This window comes from Rhizorhapis suberifaciens (assembly GCF_014200045.1).
Classification (GTDB): Bacteria; Pseudomonadota; Alphaproteobacteria; order Sphingomonadales; family Sphingomonadaceae; genus Rhizorhapis; species Rhizorhapis suberifaciens.
On sequence record NZ_JACHOV010000001.1, the window covers coordinates 429,599 to 449,001 of the forward strand.

The 19,403-nt window shown below is 58.0% G+C and carries 18 protein-coding genes; 7 read left to right on the plus strand and 11 right to left on the minus strand.

All coding sequences use genetic code 11. The features are described 5' to 3' along the window. The first annotated feature begins 54 nt into the window (after positions 1–54). Both ligA and HNQ99_RS02150 read left to right on the plus strand, forming a co-directional pair. On the plus strand, positions 55–2,070 hold the full coding sequence (gene ligA, locus HNQ99_RS02145; RefSeq protein ID WP_184474036.1) for an NAD-dependent DNA ligase LigA: 2,016 nt from the start codon (positions 55–57) through the stop codon (positions 2,068–2,070). 139 nt (positions 2,071–2,209) lie between these two features. Then, positions 2,210–2,848 (plus strand): PilZ domain-containing protein, encoded by a 639-nt coding sequence (locus tag HNQ99_RS02150; protein ID WP_184473975.1) that lies wholly within the window; start codon positions 2,210–2,212, stop codon positions 2,846–2,848. A 30-nt stretch (positions 2,849–2,878) separates the two neighbouring features. On the opposite strand, the gene ahpF is transcribed toward HNQ99_RS02150, so the two are convergent. The 3 genes from ahpF to HNQ99_RS02165 all read right to left on the minus strand — a co-directional run bounded on the left by ahpF (position 2,879) and on the right by HNQ99_RS02165 (position 5,798). Further along, positions 2,879–4,459 carry an alkyl hydroperoxide reductase subunit F gene (gene ahpF / locus HNQ99_RS02155; protein ID WP_184473976.1) on the minus strand — a complete coding sequence of 527 codons (1,581 nt, stop codon included), beginning with the start codon at positions 4,457–4,459 and terminating at the stop codon, positions 2,879–2,881. 86 nt (positions 4,460–4,545) lie between these two features. Next, positions 4,546–5,109, minus strand: a complete 564-nt coding sequence (gene ahpC, locus HNQ99_RS02160) for an alkyl hydroperoxide reductase subunit C (protein ID WP_184473977.1) — start codon at positions 5,107–5,109, stop codon at positions 4,546–4,548. 104 nt (positions 5,110–5,213) lie between these two features. Next, entirely contained in the window at positions 5,214–5,798 is a 585-nt protein-coding gene (locus HNQ99_RS02165) for a phosphatase PAP2 family protein (RefSeq protein ID WP_184473978.1), read from the minus strand. Positions 5,799–6,458: 660 nt separating this feature from the next. On the opposite strand from HNQ99_RS02165, the gene HNQ99_RS02170 reads away from it, so the two are divergent. Further along, complete coding sequence (locus HNQ99_RS02170) at positions 6,459–6,665, plus strand: cold-shock protein (protein WP_184473979.1); 207 nt, start codon at positions 6,459–6,461, stop codon at positions 6,663–6,665. 59 nt (positions 6,666–6,724) lie between these two features. Then, positions 6,725–6,913 (plus strand): hypothetical protein, encoded by a 189-nt coding sequence (locus HNQ99_RS02175; protein WP_184473980.1) that lies wholly within the window; start codon positions 6,725–6,727, stop codon positions 6,911–6,913. Positions 6,914–6,966: 53 nt separating this feature from the next. Here the strand turns inward: HNQ99_RS02175 and HNQ99_RS02180 are convergent, their stop codons facing one another. The 3 genes from HNQ99_RS02180 to HNQ99_RS02190 form a co-directional block, all read right to left on the minus strand. Next, positions 6,967–7,824, minus strand: a complete 858-nt coding sequence (locus HNQ99_RS02180) for an alpha/beta fold hydrolase (RefSeq protein WP_184473981.1) — start codon at positions 7,822–7,824, stop codon at positions 6,967–6,969. Positions 7,825–7,921: 97 nt separating this feature from the next. Next, positions 7,922–8,644 carry a nitroreductase gene (locus tag HNQ99_RS02185; RefSeq protein ID WP_322790295.1) on the minus strand — a complete coding sequence of 241 codons (723 nt, stop codon included), beginning with the start codon at positions 8,642–8,644 and terminating at the stop codon, positions 7,922–7,924. 11 nt (positions 8,645–8,655) lie between these two features. Beyond that, positions 8,656–9,162, minus strand: a complete 507-nt coding sequence (locus tag HNQ99_RS02190) for a MarR family winged helix-turn-helix transcriptional regulator (RefSeq protein ID WP_184473982.1) — start codon at positions 9,160–9,162, stop codon at positions 8,656–8,658. A 78-nt stretch (positions 9,163–9,240) separates the two neighbouring features. Between HNQ99_RS02190 and HNQ99_RS02195 the strand changes: the two genes are divergently transcribed. Then, positions 9,241–9,516, plus strand: coding sequence for an SDR family oxidoreductase (locus HNQ99_RS02195; RefSeq protein WP_221232515.1), 276 nt, complete (start codon positions 9,241–9,243; stop codon positions 9,514–9,516). Between the two features lie 34 nt (positions 9,517–9,550). Here the strand turns inward: HNQ99_RS02195 and HNQ99_RS02200 are convergent, their stop codons facing one another. Both HNQ99_RS02200 and HNQ99_RS02205 read right to left on the minus strand, forming a co-directional pair. Then, positions 9,551–11,116 carry a long-chain-fatty-acid--CoA ligase gene (locus HNQ99_RS02200; RefSeq protein ID WP_184473983.1) on the minus strand — a complete coding sequence of 522 codons (1,566 nt, stop codon included), beginning with the start codon at positions 11,114–11,116 and terminating at the stop codon, positions 9,551–9,553. A gap of 277 nt (positions 11,117–11,393) precedes the next feature. Then, positions 11,394–13,766, minus strand: coding sequence for a TonB-dependent receptor (locus HNQ99_RS02205; RefSeq protein WP_184473984.1), 2,373 nt, complete (start codon positions 13,764–13,766; stop codon positions 11,394–11,396). 239 nt (positions 13,767–14,005) lie between these two features. Between HNQ99_RS02205 and HNQ99_RS02210 the strand changes: the two genes are divergently transcribed. After that, on the plus strand, positions 14,006–15,322 hold the full coding sequence (locus HNQ99_RS02210; protein WP_184473985.1) for an MFS transporter: 1,317 nt from the start codon (positions 14,006–14,008) through the stop codon (positions 15,320–15,322). Positions 15,323–15,465: 143 nt separating this feature from the next. Here HNQ99_RS02210 and HNQ99_RS02215 read toward each other — a convergent pair whose 3' ends face one another. The 3 genes from HNQ99_RS02215 to HNQ99_RS02225 form a co-directional block, all read right to left on the minus strand. After that, positions 15,466–16,554 carry a Gfo/Idh/MocA family protein gene (locus HNQ99_RS02215; protein ID WP_221232516.1) on the minus strand — a complete coding sequence of 363 codons (1,089 nt, stop codon included), beginning with the start codon at positions 16,552–16,554 and terminating at the stop codon, positions 15,466–15,468. Positions 16,555–16,620: 66 nt separating this feature from the next. Further along, positions 16,621–17,001, minus strand: coding sequence for a limonene-1,2-epoxide hydrolase family protein (locus HNQ99_RS02220; RefSeq protein ID WP_184473987.1), 381 nt, complete (start codon positions 16,999–17,001; stop codon positions 16,621–16,623). Between the two features lie 272 nt (positions 17,002–17,273). Beyond that, complete coding sequence (locus HNQ99_RS02225) at positions 17,274–17,774, minus strand: MarR family winged helix-turn-helix transcriptional regulator (RefSeq protein ID WP_184473988.1); 501 nt, start codon at positions 17,772–17,774, stop codon at positions 17,274–17,276. A 432-nt stretch (positions 17,775–18,206) separates the two neighbouring features. Between HNQ99_RS02225 and HNQ99_RS02230 the strand changes: the two genes are divergently transcribed. Continuing rightward, positions 18,207–18,989, plus strand: coding sequence for a tyrosine-protein phosphatase (locus HNQ99_RS02230; RefSeq protein ID WP_184473989.1), 783 nt, complete (start codon positions 18,207–18,209; stop codon positions 18,987–18,989). The last annotated feature ends 414 nt before the right edge of the window (positions 18,990–19,403 follow it).

The following is a 19,403-nucleotide window of genomic DNA, read 5'->3' on the forward strand; positions in this document are numbered from 1 at the left end:
AAGCAGAACGTGACAACAGGACCCATATCTGAAGCCGACGCTGCCAACGAGTTGATGCGCCTTGCAAAAGCCATTGCCCGGCATAACAGGCTCTATCACACTGAAGATTCTCCAGAAATCAGTGACGCTGATTATGACGCGCTGATCCGCCGTAATGCAGAGCTTGAGGCGCAGTTCCCGCACTTGATCCGCAGCGACAGCCCGTCGCGGCAGGTCGGGGCAATGGTGGAAAGCTCGCCGCTGAGCAAAGTCATGCACGAGCAGCGGCTTTACTCGCTGGATAATGGCTTTTCCGATCAGGACATAGCTGAGTTTCTGGCGCGTATCCGGCGCTATTTGAACCTTGCCGACGACGCTCCGCTCGCGATGACGGCGGAGGACAAGATTGACGGCCTGTCGCTTTCCATCCGTTATGAAAACCGCAAGCTGGTGCGTGCCGCCACGCGCGGAGACGGTCTGGTCGGGGAGGATGTGACTGCAAACGCCCGCACGATCACGGATATTCCCCAAGAACTTCCGCCGGGAGCTCCTGACATCTTCGAGGTCCGGGGGGAGGTCTATATGGCAAAGGCCGATTTCGTCACGCTGAATGATCGGCAGGCGGCGGCTGGCGGCAAGATCTTTGCAAATCCCCGCAACGCCGCGGCGGGCTCTCTGAGACAGCTTGACGCGACCATAACCGCTGCGCGTCCGCTTCGTTTTCTGGCGCATGGCTGGGGCGTCGCCAGTGCGGTGCCGGGCGCCATGCAGATGGAGGTGATGCGGACCATGGAAGGCTGGGGCATTCCGGTCTCGGAGCATCTTCAGTGCTTCGAAAGTCTGGGAGCCCTGCTGGATCATTATCGCGCCATTGAAACGCGGCGTGCGGATCTGCCCTATGACATTGACGGGGTGGTGTACAAGGTCAACCGCCTGGACTGGCAGGCCCGTCTGGGCTTTGTCGCCAAGGCTCCCCGCTGGGCTTTGGCGCACAAATTTCCCGCCGAAAAGGCGCAAACCACATTGTTGCGGATCGACACCAACACTGGTCGTACCGGCAAGATTACTCCGATCGGGCGGCTTCAACCCGTGACGGTGGGCGGAGTGGTGGTGTCCAACGTGACGCTGCACAATATGGATGAGATTGAGCGATTGGGCCTGCGCGAAGGCGATCGGGTCGTCGTACAGCGAGCGGGCGACGTCATCCCGCAAGTCGTGGCGAATCTCAGCCGAGAGGAACCAGGTGAGATTTGGCGGTTCAAGGGACACTGCCCTGATTGTGGGTCGGAGGCCGTCCGCGAGGAAGGCGAGGTCGACTATCGCTGCACCGGGGGACTGATATGCAGAGCCCAGCGAGTGCAGCGATTGATCCACTTCGTCAGTCGCGGTGCGCTGGACATTGACGGCCTGGGTGAAAAGAGCATCCAGGAGTTTTTCGAACTCGGCTGGCTGGAAAGTCCGGCGGACATTTTCCGGCTGCACAGACGACGCAATGAATTGATCGGCCGGGAAGGCTGGCAGGAAAAGTCCGTCGAAAATCTGCTGTTCGCGATTGAAGCACGGCGGGAGCCGGATTCCGCGCGTTTCCTTTTTGCATTGGGAATGCGCCATGTCGGGTCGGTCACTGCCCGCGAATTAATGAAGGCCTTCGGGACGGTCGAACGGCTGGCGGACGTGGCGACCTCCGCGCATGACGATGAGGCGGCCAGGGAGGACATTACCGCGATCGGCGGCATTGGTTTGGCCGTGGCGGAGGCGCTTGCCGACTTTTTCCACGAACCGCACAACAGGGCAGTCTGGGAGGATCTACTGAATGAGATCCGGCCCCAGCCTTATATATCGGACGTGCGTGAATCGATTTTGACGGGCAAAACTGTGGTTTTCACCGGCAAACTCGAAACCATGAGCCGCGATGAAGCGAAAGCCCAGGCGGAGGCGCTCGGTGCCAAGGCTGCAGGATCGGTGTCGGCTAAGACTGATTTAGTGGTGGCTGGACCCGGCGCAGGGACCAAGCTCAAAAAAGCAGCGGATCTTGGCATCCCCGTGATTGATGAAGGGGAGTGGGCCAAGATCGTTTCGGAATCGATCTAAATTCCGGCGGCCCGGCGTTTCCCAACGCTTTCAATATATCATGTTGTAATTTTACCGATATTTTACATTTTTTCGGCAATCCTTCAGGCTGGGATAGGGGGATTATGCATCCCCAGCGAGGTACGGGACCAACATGCCGATGACGGACCAGCATGCCCTGGAAGGCCAAGTTGCTGGCGATGAGCATCGCCGTTGCGACCGGCAGGTCGTAACCGTCCGATGGGTGGCCAAGATCACGGGCGACAAGGGTCAGGAATTGTGCCTCATACGCAACATTTCCGCCGGCGGGGTGATGGCGAATGTCTACTCTGCGCATGCAGTGGGAGAGCATATCGCGCTTGAAATTCGATCCGGACAGAGGCTGGAAGGAGAGATTGTGTGGGCGCGGGACGGATGCATCGGCGTGCACTTCGGTAATCTTGTCAATGTCGACGATATGTTGAAATCCTCGTCGGTCGATAATCGTGGCCTGCGCACGCGTGCTCCCCGCATTGAGGTTTATGGGCAAGCCCATATCCAAGTGGGGAACCGCATTTGTTCGGTCGATCTTTGCGATCTGTCCCAAGGCGGCGTGAAAGTAACGCTGCCCGAGCCAATCGAATCCGGAAAGGAAGTCGTCGTTTCGATCAGTGGCCTTGAGGACCGCAAAAGCCTGATCCGATGGCAAAAGGACGGTAGGGCGGGCCTGTCATTTATCCGGCCCATCTCGTTTGACCTGCTGGTAGAATGGCTAAGCGCGCAGCTTAATGCCGACGGGCTGGCTGACGAAGCTCTGTAAGGAGGCGGAGTGACACCCCGCCTCCTTGTCTTAGGCAGCCTGAGCTTCGCTTTCTGTAGGGGCTAGCCGGATCAGATAATCGAAAGCCGACAGCGCGGCCTTTGAGCCTTCGCTCAAGGCAATGACAATCTGCTTATAAGGGACAGTCGTCGCGTCCCCCGCGGCGAATATCCCTTCAATCGACGTGTGGCCCCGAGAGTCGACCTCTATCTCTCCCCGAGCGGTGAGCGCCACTGTGTCCTTCAGCCACTCGGTGTTGGGAACCAGTCCAATCTGGACGAAAATGCCTTCCAGTTCGATCAGGTGCGGCGAGTCTGCGTTCCGGTCCTTGTAGGTAAGGCCAGTAACCCGTTCGCCATTGCCGTGCACCTCAGTGGTTTGGGCAGAGGTGATGACCCGAACATTGGAAAGACTGAACAGTTTGCGTTGCAGTACGGCATCGGCGCGCAGTTGGCCGTCGAACTCGATGAGTGTTACATGCGCGACAATGCCCGCCAGGTCGATGGCCGCCTCGACGCCGCTATTGCCGCCGCCGATGACTGCGACGCGTTTGCCTTTGAACAATGGCCCATCGCAATGGGGGCAATAAGCAACGCCCTTGTTACGATATTCGTCTTCGCCCGGAACATTCATCTGCCGCCAGCGTGCGCCGGTAGAGAGGATCACCGTCCTCGCCTTCAGGCTCGCGCCATTTTCCAGGCGGATTTCATGCAGGCCGCCGGGGATGTGGGCGGGAATTAGTGTTTCCGCCTTTTGCAGATTCATGATGTCCACATCATATTCCCTGACATGCTGTTCCAGATGGGCGGCGAGCTTCGGCCCCTCGGTGTGCGGGACGGAGATGAAATTTTCAATCGCCATGGTGTCGAGCACCTGTCCACCAAAGCGCTCTGCCGCGACACCAGTGCGAATGCCTTTGCGCGCGGCATAGATGGCCGCCGCAGCGCCGGCCGGTCCGCCGCCGACCACGAGCACATCGAAAGGTTCTTTGGTTCTGATCTTCTCCGCTGCCCGAGTGGAAGCCCCGCTATCGATCCTGGCGAGAATCTGTTCGAGTTCCATGCGGCCCTGACCAAAGGGCTCCCCGTTTAGGAACACAGTTGGCACAGCCATCACTTTTCGCTCGGTAACTTCATCCTGGAACAACGCGCCATCGATGGCCGTGTGCTTGATGCGGGGATTGAGCACGCTCATCAGGTTCAGCGCCTGGACCACGTCCGGGCAGTTCTGACAGGATAGCGAGAAATAGGTTTCGAAGGCGTAGTCACCTTCCAGATCCTTGACCTGCTGGATGACCTCCTGCGCCGCCTTTGACGGATGGCCGCCGACCTGCAGCAGGGCGAGCACCAGCGAGGTGAATTCGTGACCCATGGGAATGCCGGCGAAACGAACGCCGATATCGGTGCCGGCCCTGCGAATCATGAAGCTGGGCACCCGTTTGTCGTCTTGGCGAACGACAGTCACCTGATCGGAAAGCGCCGCTATTTCATCCAGTAGCGCCTTCAGCTCGGATGACTTGGCGTCTTCGCCCAGAGAGGCGACCAGTTCTACCGCCTGAGTGATATTGGCCATATAGGCCTGCAACTGCTGCTTCAGGTTCGCGTCAAGCATGGGTCTACTCCGTTAAGGATGTGCGCGAGGCTGGGAGTGCCGGGAACGGCCATAGCCGTCCCCGGACCCACACGACCCGCGAGGGATCAGATTTTACCGACGAGGTCGAGCGAAGGAGCCAGCGTCTTTTCGCCCTCTTCCCACTTGGCCGGGCAAACTTCGCCGGGGTGGGAACGGACATATTGCGCTGCCTTGACCTTGCGGACCAATTCGGCGGCATTGCGGCCGATGCCTTCGGCGGTGATTTCCATGAACTGGATCACGCCGTCCGGATCGACCAGGAAGGTGCCACGGTCGGCAAGGCCGATACCGGGACGCATCACCTCAAAATTGTTTGTGACAGTGCCGCTGGGATCCCCGATCATGTAATAGTTGATCTTGCCGATTGCCGGCGAGCTGTCATGCCATGCCTTGTGGCTGAAATGCGTATCGGTCGACACGGAGAAAATTTCGACGTCCAGCTTCTGCAATTCGGCATAATGGTCGGCAAGGTCTTCCAATTCCGTCGGGCAGACGAAAGTGAAGTCGGCGGGGTAGAAAAAGAAGATCGCCCATTTGCCTTTGACGTGCTCGTCCGTCAGGGTGACGAACTTGCCTTCCTTAAAGGCCTGGGCTTCGAAAGGTTTAATAGCGGTATTGAGAACGGACATGGTTGCTCCTCACTGTTGTGCGAGGCCGATGTAGGCAGGTCTGCTGCATTGCGGAAGCTGGAAATTCCGAAGAGATTAATCGATTGAAACGATCAACGGCGGGGTCAGCGTTTCAAATCCATATGCGTTTCGGGCCAGATCGCGCCACGGACCAGGGCTATCCAGAATAGGGCAAAGGCCCAGCCCCCTAGAATATCGGTGGCCCAATGCACGCCCAACAGGAGTCGGCTGATGCCGATCATGAAGCTAAGAAGCAGCGCCGCGGCAACTGCTGCCCGACTTTTGAAAAGCAAGGCCAGGGTGAGGTAGGTGATCAGCGCGTTCGCGGCATGACCACTGGGGAAGCTCATGGAATGTATTTCCACCAGTTGATGTTCTGCGGGCCGTGGGCGGTCCAGCGCCAGCTTCTGCAACTCGACCAAGGCGCGGCCGCCATAGGTCGCGATCAGCAGGAAAAGCGCATCGTTCGTCCGTCGCTGCATCAAGAGCCACGTCGCTGCGGCAAGGCTGACAAGGCTCAAAAACATCCATCCGCCAAGATGGGTCACAAACAGGACGGGCGAGACCAAAGCAGAATGTGGCGAAATTCCCAGAGCGGAGGATATGTGCAGGTCGATCGCGGAATTCCCCCCTCCCATGAAAAGGGCCGCGAGCCACAGAAGTGCACCCAATAGCAGCAGCTGCCGCATTCTCAGCATCCTGTGCCATGGGCTGTTATCATCGCAATATGAAGGAGGTGTTGTATATCGTTCATACCGACGAAATTTCCGCATTTAATAGCCCTTGCTGCAAATATTTGCTCGCTTGCGCGAAAATGTGACGGCCCGCTTTTCGTTTGTTTATCGTGCCGCTAAGGCTCAGGTTGGTCAAAGCCCATAATCTTTTTTTTGGCCGGAAACTCCGTTGCTATGCGCTGCAAAAGTAGCGACTTGCCGCATTAGGGACACGTTGTCCCGAATTAATGCGACGTTGCTCTGCTTTCATGCTAAGAGAAGGCATCAGGTGAAAATTGCCGCAAGCATTCATCCAGACTGAGAGACCAGACGCGCTCCCGCTTGCCTATCGGAAGGGAATGTCGTGTCGGATTTCACCTATCTTTCCCGTCGCCAGCAAACGGAAACCCGGCTCGCGTCGGAAGCGCAATGTGTGGAAGCACGGCGGGCGCATGAGAGTCTTGCCCGGGCTTATGCGCGTAAGATCGCCGGTTTTCAGAAGGCGGCTAGCGCCCCAGCCATTTGATTTCAAGTCCGCTGACCGAGCCGGACAGCGGGCCTGTCATATCATACTTCCGGCTCCTTCGACGTGTGTCGGTCATCCATACCGGCGCATCACTACCTAAGGAAAATCTCATGCCGATTGGCACGGTAAAATTCTTCAACACAGACAAGGGCTATGGATTCATTTCGCCGGAGGACGGCGGCAGCGACGCCTTTGTTCACATCAGTGCGGTCGAAGCATCGGGAATGCGGACCCTGCATCAAGAGCAGCGCGTCTCCTATGAATTGCAACAGGACAGGCGGGGCAAGATGGCCGCTGTGGATCTGAAGCAGGTCTGATTTGCAGGGGCGCTGGCGGCATATCTGTCAAGCGCCCCTTATTAAAAGAGAGCAGATCGTTGAGCCAGGCAGAATTCTACCGCGCCCGGGTGCGCGAGGCAGAAGAACAAGTCCACAGCGCGACGCTTGATAATGTGCGGGACCGCAATCAGCGCGCCCTGGACGCCTGGTTGAAACTTGCGGAACGCGCTGAACGGACGGATCGTGACCGCGAGATAAGGAGGATCGCGGCCGAGCATGAAGGCTGAAGGCATGATGGGCCAGAGCAGGTCTGATTGCTTTTGCCGAGCCAGCGGATGATTTATGTGCTTGGCAAATGGCGCTTCAGGAAATCGATGACGCCCGAATTGAACGCATCATTTTTGTCACCGGCAACCATGTGGCCAGCGTCGGCAACGTCATAGATCTCGGTCTGTGGCACAAGCTTCTGCATTTCGACCACGCCTTCATCGTCCACAATATCGCTGAGACCCCCACGAATCAGCATGGTGGGGAGTGAAATGCGGTCGGCGACCTCCAATAGCTGATCGGTCCAGTCAGGCGTATCGGGGGTTGGCTTGATTTCCAGCATGCGCGGATCCCAATGCCAATATAAACGGCCGTCTTCGCGTAAGCGAAGGTTCTTGAGGAGACCGCTCGGATCGCTAGGTCGTGGCCGCTGAGGATTATAGGCCGTAACCGCCGATGCTGCTTCTTCCAGCGTTGCGAAACCGTCCACATGGCCTTCCATGAAGTTCTGGATCTTTTCCACTCCGGCTGCCGCCGGCCGCATGACGATATCCACCATTATCAAGACCCGGGCTTCTGGAACCAAGCCAGTTCCGACGGCATAAAAAGCGGTCATGCCACCCATGGATGCACCGACCAGGGCGACAGGTCTGCTGTTTTCGCCCAGCACGGTCTGCAAATCCCTGCCGCGAACGTCCAGGCCATAACGGCCATCGGGCGACCAGTCGCTGTCGCCATGTCCACGCGCATCGAAGTTGATGACATGGTAGCCAGAATTCACCAGCCTGTGCATCGCGTTCGACCAAGAATGGCGGGTCTGGCCTCCACCATGAAGAAGAACGACGAGTGGAGCTCCTTCAGGGCCGCCTACATCTGCAACAAGTTTGAGTCCGTCCGCGGCGAGATATTGTTTTTGCTCGAAATATTCCATGACCTGCTCTCTTAATCTCACTGCGCGCTGCTATGAATCAATGCCATGCAGTCAACTTTGTGGAACGGCCCGTTGAAGAACCCCACCCGTGGTGAAACTAGCTATGCAGAGTGACGTTCGCACTTACCGGATCGCGATCCATGATCATGCGATTGCCTGGCGCGTCCGGATCAGGATGGCCGAACGAGATACCGAACAGCATCTTTAATGCCGGATCTATTCCCAATACTTCCCGGATGGTGTCAGCAAAGAAGCCGAGGGAAGTCTGAGGAATACCGCCCAGGCCGTGCGCTGTAAGTGAAAGAAGCAGGGTCTGACCGTACATGCCGATGTCGGATGCCACCCGCGCATTATCGCCGAAGGATGGCGTGAATAGCAGCGCGACGTGGGGTGCGTTGAAGAAGCGGTAGTTCAGCTCAACCGCCGCCTGTCGGCCGATCTCATCACTTCTTTCAACGGCCAGGGCATTGTAATAGGCTCGGCCTTGGTCATTTTTCCGTTCGCCATAACGTCCGTAGAAGGCGTTCATGTCAAACGAGAAGTCGGGTGTGAAATGATTTGCGCGACTGGCCTCAATAAGGGCGTTCGACAGTTCGTCCCGCTTCGCACCCGATACGATATGAGTGTTCCAAGGCTGGGTATTGCAGTTCGAGGGGGCCCGCTGGGCGTCCTCGAGAACGTCCATGATAACGGCATCATTTACCGGGGTGGGCAGAAACCCCCGATAGGAGCGACGCTTCCTGACGGTTTCGCGAAAGGACAGGCTGGCATCAGCCGAGTTCATCTCGGATGGTGTGGCAAGGGCGGTTATAGTGGTCACGGGCACCTCGTTTAGGGATTTAGGGTTGCGTTTGTTCGATCGGATGATGGACCTGCATGGCCCAGCGCATTCAATGTGTTGCGCAAGTCGGTAAGTTCTTCCTTGCTCAACCGGCACTTTGCATCAATTTTCGAAGGAATCAGGCTGATCTCGGCCCGGCATGAGTCGCCCTTTGCGGTCAGCGCAACGATGACGCGCCTTTCATCTGCCGGATCGCGCGACCGCGTCACCATATCAGCAGCGGACAATCGCTTCAGCAGGGGAGTCAACGTACCTGTGTCCATGCCGAGCGCAGAACCGATTTCCCCGACCGTTCGTGGCGAGCCGTCGTACAAGGTCAGCAGGACCAGATATTGGGGATAGGTCAACCCCATTGGATCGAGCAGGGATCGGTGCATCCTGATCACCCGATTTGCCGCGCTGTAGAGCGCAAAAGATACTTCCATGCTCACCGAAAGGTTGGCGGAGGCCTGGATTTTCGAAAGCGAGGGGCTAATCTCTATATCGAGCGATTTCATAGTGCACTATATAAACGCCTACGATATTACATCAAGGCTCTTCACTCATTTCTGACGGGACGGGGACCGCGATGGAGCTTGGCTTTAAGGGCGTGCGGGTCAACGCGGTATTCCCCGGCGGCATCGACACCGTCATGCAATGTTACCAACGAAGAGGTATCGGAACTCGCCAAATATTATGTGGGTCAGCCCATCCAGCGCATCGGCGAGCCGGAAGAGGTCGCCCGCATCAGCCTGTTCCTGGCCAGTGACGATGCCTCCTATCTCTGTGGAGCGGAAATAGCCGTAGATGGTGGTATGACCGTTGGGCCTTATAATGACTTCCTGCCAGGCGCGCCGAATTCCCTCGCCTAAAGGCAATGCGGGCGGCAGCTTCCCAGCTGCCGCATCACGCGCGTTCCGCCAGTGGAGCGGCTGCCCATTGATCCCGGAGCTGCCGCTTGTCGACCTTGCCAGTGGCGTTGAGCGGGAGAGCCTCGACGAAATGGATCGCCTTGGGCACCTTGTATCCAGCGATCTGCTGTCGCGCCCAGTCAGTAATCGCTTGTGCATCGGCGGCAGCGCCCGTCTGTAGCACGATGATCGCTGTTACGGCTTCTCCCCAATGCGGGTCGGGCAGCCCGATGACCGCGACTTCCGCCACGCCGGGATGGCTGACAATGGCGTTTTCGACTTCAGCGGGATAGATGTTCTCGGCCCCGGAAATGATCATTTCCTTCACGCGTCCGCAGACATAGAGGTAGCCGTCTTCCTCCAGATAGCCGGCATCGCCCGTTCGGACCCAACCGTCGGGCGTTAGCGTATTCGCGCTTTCCTCCGGCAGCTTCCAATAGCCTGCCATGTTGGCAATCGAGCGTATCCAGATTTCGCCTGTTTGCCCGGCCGGTAGAGGATCGCCGTCTTCCCCAACGATTTTCAACTCTGTTGCCGGCAGCGGCTTGCCGGCCCCCGTCATGCGGTGGGTACCTGATGGATCATGATCTTCGGGCGGAAGCGCGACGGTTGCGCCGCTGGTTTCGCTCATACCGTAGCTCTGCGCGAAACGGCAGCCGAAGGTTGCCACAGCCTCGCGCAACAACGTTGGCGTGATCGGCGCGGATCCGTAAATGATGGTGTCCAGGGAGCTATAGTCCACGGTGCGGGCCTCGGGGTGATCGAGGATCATCTTGATCGCAGTCGGCACCAGCGCGAGCTTACTGACCTTGTCTCGCTCGATCGCGCTCAAGGTTGCCGCCGCGTCGAAGCTCTCATGGATGATCGCCAGCGCGCCAAAATAGAGCGCACGCGCCAGGCCGCCGAAGGCGCCGATATGGCCAAGCGGTGTTTGAACCAGCGTGACATCTTTTGGCCCCCAGCTGTCCCACGCAACGGCGTGCCGCAAGGCGTTGATCCCGAGCAGCGCGCGATGGGGCAGCATGACGCCCTTGGGATGGCCGGTCGTGCCTGACGTGTAGACCTGAAGCGCGATCGCTTCGCTGTCGGCCGAAGCATTAATGGGCGTTTCGTCATCCGATAGCCAGTTGTCTTCTGCCAGAAGGTCGCGTGCTGACACCGTGCGGAAGGCCTGGGCATCATCGGTGCCTTCGATGACCGGCAGAAAATCGGGTTCAGCGAAGATGATGGGTGCTTCGCAATCGCGAACAAGTTGCGCTATTTCTGCCGGGGCAAGGCGCCAGTTCAGTGGCACAGGCACAATCCCGGCCTTGTTTGCGCCCAATGCGAGCAAGGGAACGGCATCGCTGTTCCGACCCAGGAACACGATCCGCTGGCCGGGTTTCACCCCATCGCGGATCAGGCTGTGGGCGACGCGATTGGCGCGGGCGTCGAGCTGGCGATAGCTCAACATGCTGTCATTGAAGCGGATTGCGGGTGCATCCGGGGTCCTGCCCGCATGCTCTGTCACAATAGCGTGCAGTGTCGGGACCGGAATATTGTCATAGGGTCGCACGGGCATTACACATGATCCGCTTCAATTCAGATTGGGCTTTCACCAATATCGTATTCTAGCATACGGTTTTTGCTTGATCGAAACTGTCATTTTATAGCTAGCATTGTTCGCCGTCAGCACCAATGGCACAGATTTGAGGTTGTAAATTAAGGAGGGTTTGGGTTTTTCGTCGTAGTGACGAAGGAACGACGATGCCTAAGGTCAACTGCTAGAGGCGGATTTCGGCTGATATGATAATCCGCACCGGGGAACGGTGACAGCCTCCCCGGTGCGGATGGGCAAATTATTTGAAGTTATAAGCAAAGCTGACGCCATAGGTCGCGGGCATGCCGGTGAACCGCGTCACCGTGTCGGCGAACTTCACGACATTGGTCCAGTAATATTCGTTGGTAATGTTGTTGCCATAGGCCCATAGCCGCCACCGGCCATCTATATCCTCAACCCCCAATTGAGCGTTGATCAGCGTATATGCGTCAATGTCATAGAGTGAGGATGCAGCGAGTTGGCTGGTCGTCTTGCTGCGATAGGCAAGGCCGGCGCCGCCGAAGAGATTGAGGCTGGATGTGATCGGAACGGAATAATTAGCGTCCAGGTTCACGCTCCACTTGGGAGAAAAATTAAGGGGCAAGCCTTTCATGTCGACCAATGGTCCCTCAATGCTGAAGCCCGTGTAGCGCTTGATCTCCGTGTCGACATAGACAGCCGAACCGGACAGCGTCAGGCCTGTCACTGGACGAAGCGTCGCCGACAATTCAGCGCCTTGGATCCGCGATTCAGGAATGTTCACCTGCGTCGCCACCAGGCCGAACGGGAAGCCCGTATCTTTACGTCCCCGCTGTTGCTTGTCGGTATATTCATAACGGAAGATCGCGCCTTCTACGGACAAGCCATCGATCGCGTTCGACCTGAACCCCAGTTCATAGGCCAGCAGCTTTTCCTGCGAGACCGGAGTGAACACGGCATTGTTGCCCGCGCTGAGGGAAGGATAGTTGCCCGCCTTGAAGCCCCTGCTGACGCGCGCATAGATCAGCGAGCGGTCGAAGGGCTTGAAATTGACGTTGACGTTCCATGGCACGTTGGACTGCTCTAGCCGATCGACCCGGAAGGCCGGTATGAGGTCCGAATTTGACGAAATGCATTCGCCCGGCCCAATGATCTGCGAGCCCGACAATGGCGGCAGACCAAGGTTCCCACGCAAAAAGTTGGTGAAACCATTATAGCCGGCCGCTGCGTTGCCGTCGCCGCTGTCCGCGCTACATCCTTTGAAGCTGCGGGTCTCGTTGTTGATCCGCAACCCGCCGGAAATGGTGAGATAGTCGGTCAGTTCGGCTTCGAGATTTCCAAACACTCCGTAACCGCGGATACGCTGGTTATTGAGATTGCGGGTGGAATTTATGTCGACACCAAAGAAGTTCGATATGATCGAGAAGTCGTCGAAATGGCCGAACTGCACATCGTTTACATTGTCCCGCTGATAATTCGCGCCGATGACGAAATTTATGATCGAGAAACTGGCGGACAGACGTACTTCTTGCGTGAAGCTGTTGGCATCGGAAGCGAGGTCGTAGCGCCCATCAATGATATCCCTGCCGAGCGCCGCCGAATAGCCGATGCCGTCGGCTTCATGCACGGACCGGTTGCGGAACTTGGAATAGGCCGTCAGCGATGTAAGTGTGACGCCGTCGGCGATGTCATACTCCATGCGGAGCGAGCCCTGGTAAAACCATGCATTCTGATCGAAATCCGTATCCCTGTCCCAATCGGCCGTGCGCGGGCTGCCGGCCGCGAGTGGGGCTGAGGAAACGAATGGAAACGGTGCGACTGCCGGATTGTTCGGAACGATCCTGATCAGCTGCGGCGCCTGCGTGTCCGATCTGTCCTTCCATCCGTTGAAGTTCAGCAGCGCGCGGAAGTCATCGCCGGGTTGCCATTCAAGCATGGCGCGCCCAGCGAATTTCCGTACCTTGCCCTGACTATCGTCTCTCGTGATGCTCTTTTGCCATCCGTCGGCGCGCTCGCCCCGCGCCGCGATTCGACCGCTGAGCGTATCTGACAAGGGACCGCTGATGAAGCCTTCGAGCGATGCGGCGTTGAACCGTCCGTAGCTGCCTTTGATACGGGCCTCGAAATTGTCCGTCGGCTTGGACGCGATATAATTGATGGCGCCGCCCGTGGCGTTCTGGCCGTAGAGAGTGCCCTGGGGGCCCTTTACAACTTCGATCCGCTCCAGATCGAAAGATGCGCCGCGAGTAAAGATTGGCAGCGTCAATGGGACTTCGTCGACATAGACAGTGACGCTTGATCCGGCGCCAACCGCCGGCTCGTTCACGCCCACACCCCTTAAGCTGTATATCGGCGTGGCATAGCCGCTGTCGCCGATGGACAGGCCGGGAACGAGAGCGGCGAGATCGCTCACGCTCGATACCTGGCGATTATCGAGCTGGGAACTGTCAAGGACGCTCATGGCGAGACCCACGTCGGTCAGCGCCTGCGACCGGCGGTTGGCCGTAACGACAATATCAGCGCTGTCATCAGCCGCGGCGAGCTCGCGCTGCCCGGCACCTTCGGCCGGCAATGATTGCGCTGCCAACGGCGCTGCCATCAAAGATGCCAGACACACGGAGGTCAAATGCGCCAATTGCGATGTCTTGAACATATCAGTCTCCTCAGCCTGTAGCGACTTCTAATCGCCCCGATTTATATATAGGATCTATAACCTATCCATTTTTTGAATAGCGTCAACAGATGGTTGGAGCTGGCAAGGTTCAAGGCTCGCGGCGTTTCGACAGTTTGTTTGATGACAATCATGTCTTGGCGAGTTCCAATCCTGGCCATAGGATGATGCGGCGACGCACCAAAATCTCACACCAGCAATCTTGGCGTCGGGGAGGAATAATGAACAACTTCACAGCGGGTGCGTTGAAGCCCGGTAGTTCGCTCGGCTCGGCATATCAGATGCTCGGCGTACTCGTGCTCGCCTACATCGTCGCCTTTCTTGACCGTCAGGTCATAGCTTTGCTGGTCGCCCCTATCAAAGCATCGCTCCAGATAAGCGATTTCGAGATCGCGCTGCTACAGGGACCCGCTTTCTCGCTGGCCTTCTGCGTGGCGACCATTCCGGCAGGGATACTTGTAAGTCGCTGGAACCGTCGCAATGTTCTGATCTGCGGTGTCTTGTTCTGGACCGCGGGCACGATCCTGTGTGGCCTGGCGGACAGCTTCTCAATGCTTTTCGTGGCGCGCACCATAGTCGGTTTGGGCGAGGCGACTCTATCTCCGGCCGCATACACGATGATCACCGACGCCTTCCCCAAGGAACGCGTCGTCCGCGCCATGTCGATCTTCACGATGGCGGCGACCCTGGGCGTCGGCGCGGCTTTTCTGGCCGGCAGCGCCGTCATCAATCTCGTCAACCGCCTGCCCTTGATCCTGCCCGGATACGAGCGCTGGCAAGAGGCGTTCTGGCTCATCAGCTTGCCGGGCTTCTTCGTGGCCCTGCTGCTGCTGCTCGTCCGTGAACCTTCGAGGGCGGCGACGCCCGTGGGGGCGCCAGCCCGCCTCACAGATGCTTTCAAGCTGCTCTGGCGCCGTGCGGGAGCCTTCGCTCCCATCTTTGTATGCTCGGGGTTGCTCGGCATCGTTTATTACGCCGGTTTCGTCTGGTATGCCACGCATCTTATCCGGGCGTTCGACTTCTCGCCAAGTCAAGCCGGCTATCTTCTTGGCATCCTTTATCTTTGCTGTTGCAGCCTTGGCACGGCGCTGGGCGTGTCACTCGCCGAGCGACTGCACCGCCGGGGCTTGACTGACGCCCCACTCGTTGCGGTAGCGCTTTTCTCGGCCATCGCCCTGGCGACCAGTGCTTATGCCTCGGTCGGAAGCTTGTATCTTTCCATCGGAATGCTGGTCTTGCAGGCGCTTGCTCTGGCTTCATTTTACGGCAATCTCGTGGCCGCGCTTCAGCTTATCACTCCGCCATCGCTACGCGGCGTCAACTCTGCAATTTTCGTGCTCTGGAACAGTCTTGTCTCGCTGACGGTCGGCGCTTCGATCATTGGCGCACTTTCGGACACCGTTTTCTCCGACCCTCGCACGGGCTTGGGACACAGCATTTCGCTGGTCTGCCTGGTCTGTTCGGGGATCTCGATCCTTGTGGCAATCGAGGGGCGGAAGAGATATCGGGCGGCGGTCGTCCACGGGCAAGACGGCTAAATTCTCCTCGACGCACCTAACGAGACTCTGTTCACGAGCTAGAAAATTGACGAGGAGAATCCGCCATCCACGCACAAGCCCTGACTGGTGATGTAGTTCGTTTCGCTCTGATGTGATGGTATGAAGGAAATTGATTACTGCGGCTAAATTGTAACGCGCGTGCCGCTGGTGGCAGATGTCTCAACTGCGTCGATCAGCCGGTGCCGCTTCACCGCATCATCGAATGTCGGGCAGGTCGATGTCCCGTCGCGCAGGTCGTTGGCGAGCCGCGCATAGGCTTGGGCCACGTTCTCAGCGAAGGGCGGCACGTCTGACGCCCATTTATATTCACCGGGGATTGCGAGCGGAGCGAGCGCCTGATCAGGGCCGCGTGCTCCCATCACTGTGAGGGGAAACATCTGGGCGTGGCCCCCATCGGCCGTGGCTACAATGTCTCCTTCTGTGCCATTGATTTCCCAGCGGAAGTTGGTGCCCCGCGAAACCCCGCCGCGATAGTGGACCACCGCCACTGCTCCGGACTCGAGCGTGCCGGTGACAGTCACCTGATCCTCGGCGGTCATCGGCATCTGCTTGCCGTCCGGTAAAAGCGTGAAGTGGTCGCGGCGATTGACGAGCATGGCGGTAACGGACGTAAACTCGCCAAGGCACATGGATACTGCGTCTATCGTGTGCCCGAACGGAATGGTCAGCAGCGTCGCGCCATTCGCCTTGTCGGCGGTATAGGCGTTGGGCTGGTCGATGAACGCGCCCCAGTTCATGCCCGATCCCACCAGAGTGGTCGACAGAACCGTGCCGACATAGCCTTGGGCGATGAGATCGCGGACATAATTGAAGCTTGGGGCGGAACGGGCCTGCAATCCAATCGCGCCGACCATGCCCCTGGCCTTGGCAAGCGCTGCCATTTTTTCGGCCTCTACTAGGCCATTTCCTAGCGGCCATTCGCAATAGACATGCTTGCCGGCTTCGATGGCGGCGGTGACAAGCTCCAGGTGGTGCGGGACCTTGACGGCGACAACGACCAGATCAACGTCCGGATCGTTCACCAGATCGTGATGATTGTCGAATGCCCTGGGTATGCCGAATTCAGCAGCGGCGGCCGAGGCGCTTTCCTGCCGCGTCGTACTGAGCGCGCGGATATCATAGTCAGGCAGTGCCTGAAGCGCGGGAATATGGGACAATGCCGCCCAGCTGCGCCCTGGAGCCACGCCGATGATGCCGACACCCACCACCATGTCATCCCTCCTTACCATGTCGTCCGTATGCGTACTATGTGCTTTGGCAGCAAACTGCAATGCCTCTCAGGTGAGGGATGCCATCGCAGTTTCGAACTGGGCAGAATCGAAATAATCGCGCCAGCGGGAAATAAGGCCATCGCGCAATTCAAATGTGCCCATGACAGGAATTTCGATCCATTTGCCGTTGATCAGGAAACGGTCGAGCCGTTCGGTCAGCACCGCTCCGTCCCTTGTTTCCCCGGCGTGAAGCACTTGCCATTCGATCGCTTCAGCCCCAGCCATAAATTGAGCGAGCGCCTCACGAATGGCGACCTGTCCGACAATCGGCGGCCAAGGCATATTGTGATAGAAGCAGTCTTCCGTCATGGCCCCCAAAATTGGTTCCAACTCCAGCCTGCTCCAGGCGTCGATGAATTCGAGAACATGATCCAGATTTGATGCCATTACGCTCTCCTATGGCAGGCAGTGGTGTCTATCGCCCCCTCCAGCGGGGAGGTCTGCGCTCTACAAAGGCACGCTTGCCCTCTATGGCGTCCTCGCTGTCCAGAACGGCCCGTGCTGTCAAGGGAGTATTGATATGCTAGAATATCATAATTAGGCTCATCATATCAGCTACGAATGGGCAATGGAGAGCGGACCGGCCGAATGACGGCTGACCTGAGACTCGAACGCGGAGCGTCGCTTGTATAAGAACGAGCTAGCAGCTGGCGAGGGCTTCAGCTGTTTTGAATCAAGGCGCGAATATTGGCTTTCACACGCGCTAATGTGTCTTCGGTGATCCGCAGCTCGTCAGCGGTAACGCCTGCCAAGATGGAACGGTTGAGCTTGTTCCCGGCCTTCTGCATTTCCTGGATCACCTCAAAGCCTTTGTCGGTGATAAAGACGCGGCGCACTCGCCGGTCTTCGGCATCCAGCCGCCGTTCCACGAAACCACTAGCTTCAAGCCGGTCGATAAGTCCGCCGATAGTGACTTTTCCAACATCCATATGCCGGGCAATATCCACCTGCATCATGCCATCATGGCCCATGCGCGAGAGCGCTGCAAGAACCGACCATTGCGACCTGGTGACCCCCCGCTCGCGCATGACCTCGTCAAACAGGGTGCGCCTCATGCGGGAGACGTCATGGACCAGAAAGCCAAACCGGAACGGCTTCACAACGGGTCGGGCGGCAGCAGAGCCCTCGCGCTTTGTTTTCTTTTTCGGTTCCGTCGCCATCTTCAAAAAATGCTCCTGCCGCCCCTTACCGGCATTCCCCTAGAACAAAATGCAGAGACTTTCCATAAAGAGAGAAGAAGGATTGCACATATATGATATGCTAATACACGATCTACAAGCGCCCATGGAAGGCGAATAAGAGGAGAGACTGATGCTTCTGCACGAGGATTGCCCTCCGCGCTGGTTGCTTGACCCGATTGCCGGTTAGGCGCAAAAGGCCGCCGCGCTTGCGGAAAACGCGGCCCGGCAGCCTGATTCACACGATAACCTATCTCTACCACACCGATCTCGACCGTTAGTGCTTTATGGTTTCCCTCTCCCGCCTTACAGCCTATCGGATGAGGCGATAGCCCGTGTTTCCGGCTTCACCGGGAACTGCTGGTAAAAACCTTGGGTAATAGGCCTGACACATCGCGAGGCTATGGACGGAGCATGATGGAAGCGAACAACGATTTCGATCGCGTGGTGCAGCTGGAAGGCGGCCACAATTTCCGCGACATTGGTGGGTATCCGGCCGCCGATGGCCGCAGTGTCGCGCGCGGGTTGGTCTATCGGTCCGGCACCATGTCGGAACTGAGCGATCGGGACCATGCGGTGCTCGATACCCTTGGGCTGCAGCTTATCTGCGACTTCCGCTCGACGACCGAGCGGGCGCGGCGGCCGTCGCGGCTGCCGGAGGCCGCGACCTACGAGATTTGGTCTCGCGACCATAAAATGAGTGCTGGCGACCTCACGGAGGCAATGCGGCGGCCCGGCGCTAATTCGGAGACCTCCCGTCGGCTGATGATCGAGGCCTATCACGACCTGGCCTATGAGCAGGCGCCTTCCTACCGGGAGCTTTTCCTGCGGATCGCGCATGGACCGCTGCCACTTGTTTTCCATTGCGCTGCGGGCAAGGATCGCACCGGCATTGCTGCGGCCCTGCTGCTTGACCTTCTGGGAGTGACCCGCGACCTTGTGATCGAGGACTACCAACTGACAGACTGCTTTTTTTCACGCGGCTGCGAACTGGTCACCAAGGACCCTGTGGGCGGAAAGCTGGTGGGCATCGCTCCTGAAATCTGGGAACCGATGATGCGCGCCGACCCGGCCTATCTGCTCGCTATGTTTGAAACGGTGGAAGCGCGGCATGGATCGGCGGAAGGCTTCCTGCGCGAGGAATTGCGGCTTGGCGATGCTGATATTGAGGCGGTGCGCACGCGCCTGCTCGTTTAAAGCATCTGCCGCTATTCCTTTTCGACGAAATAGTTGCGGATAGCCGCGCGCTGCACCTTGCCCGAAGCGGTTCGGGGGAGGGCCATTCCGATCTCGATTCGGGCAAGGTATCTTATAGGCCGCCATCGACTTGCGGGCAAAGGCGACCACTTCCTCAGGATCGACGCTGTGGCCTACGCGTAATTCGAGCGCCGTCGCGACCGGGTGGGAGTGGTGAGCAAGAAGGAGGTTCGCATCGCGGGCGGCGAAGCGAGCTGCTCCGAACGCTAGAGCAACGAGCCATTAATCTGCAACATACCCAGCGTGTTTGAGATAATTCCAGCATTCGTCTGAGGAGTAGAGTTCGCAGATTGAGCCGACAGCTTGCCACAGGGCATCGATGGTCCTGGCTTTGGCCTTTCGCAGATGTGCTTT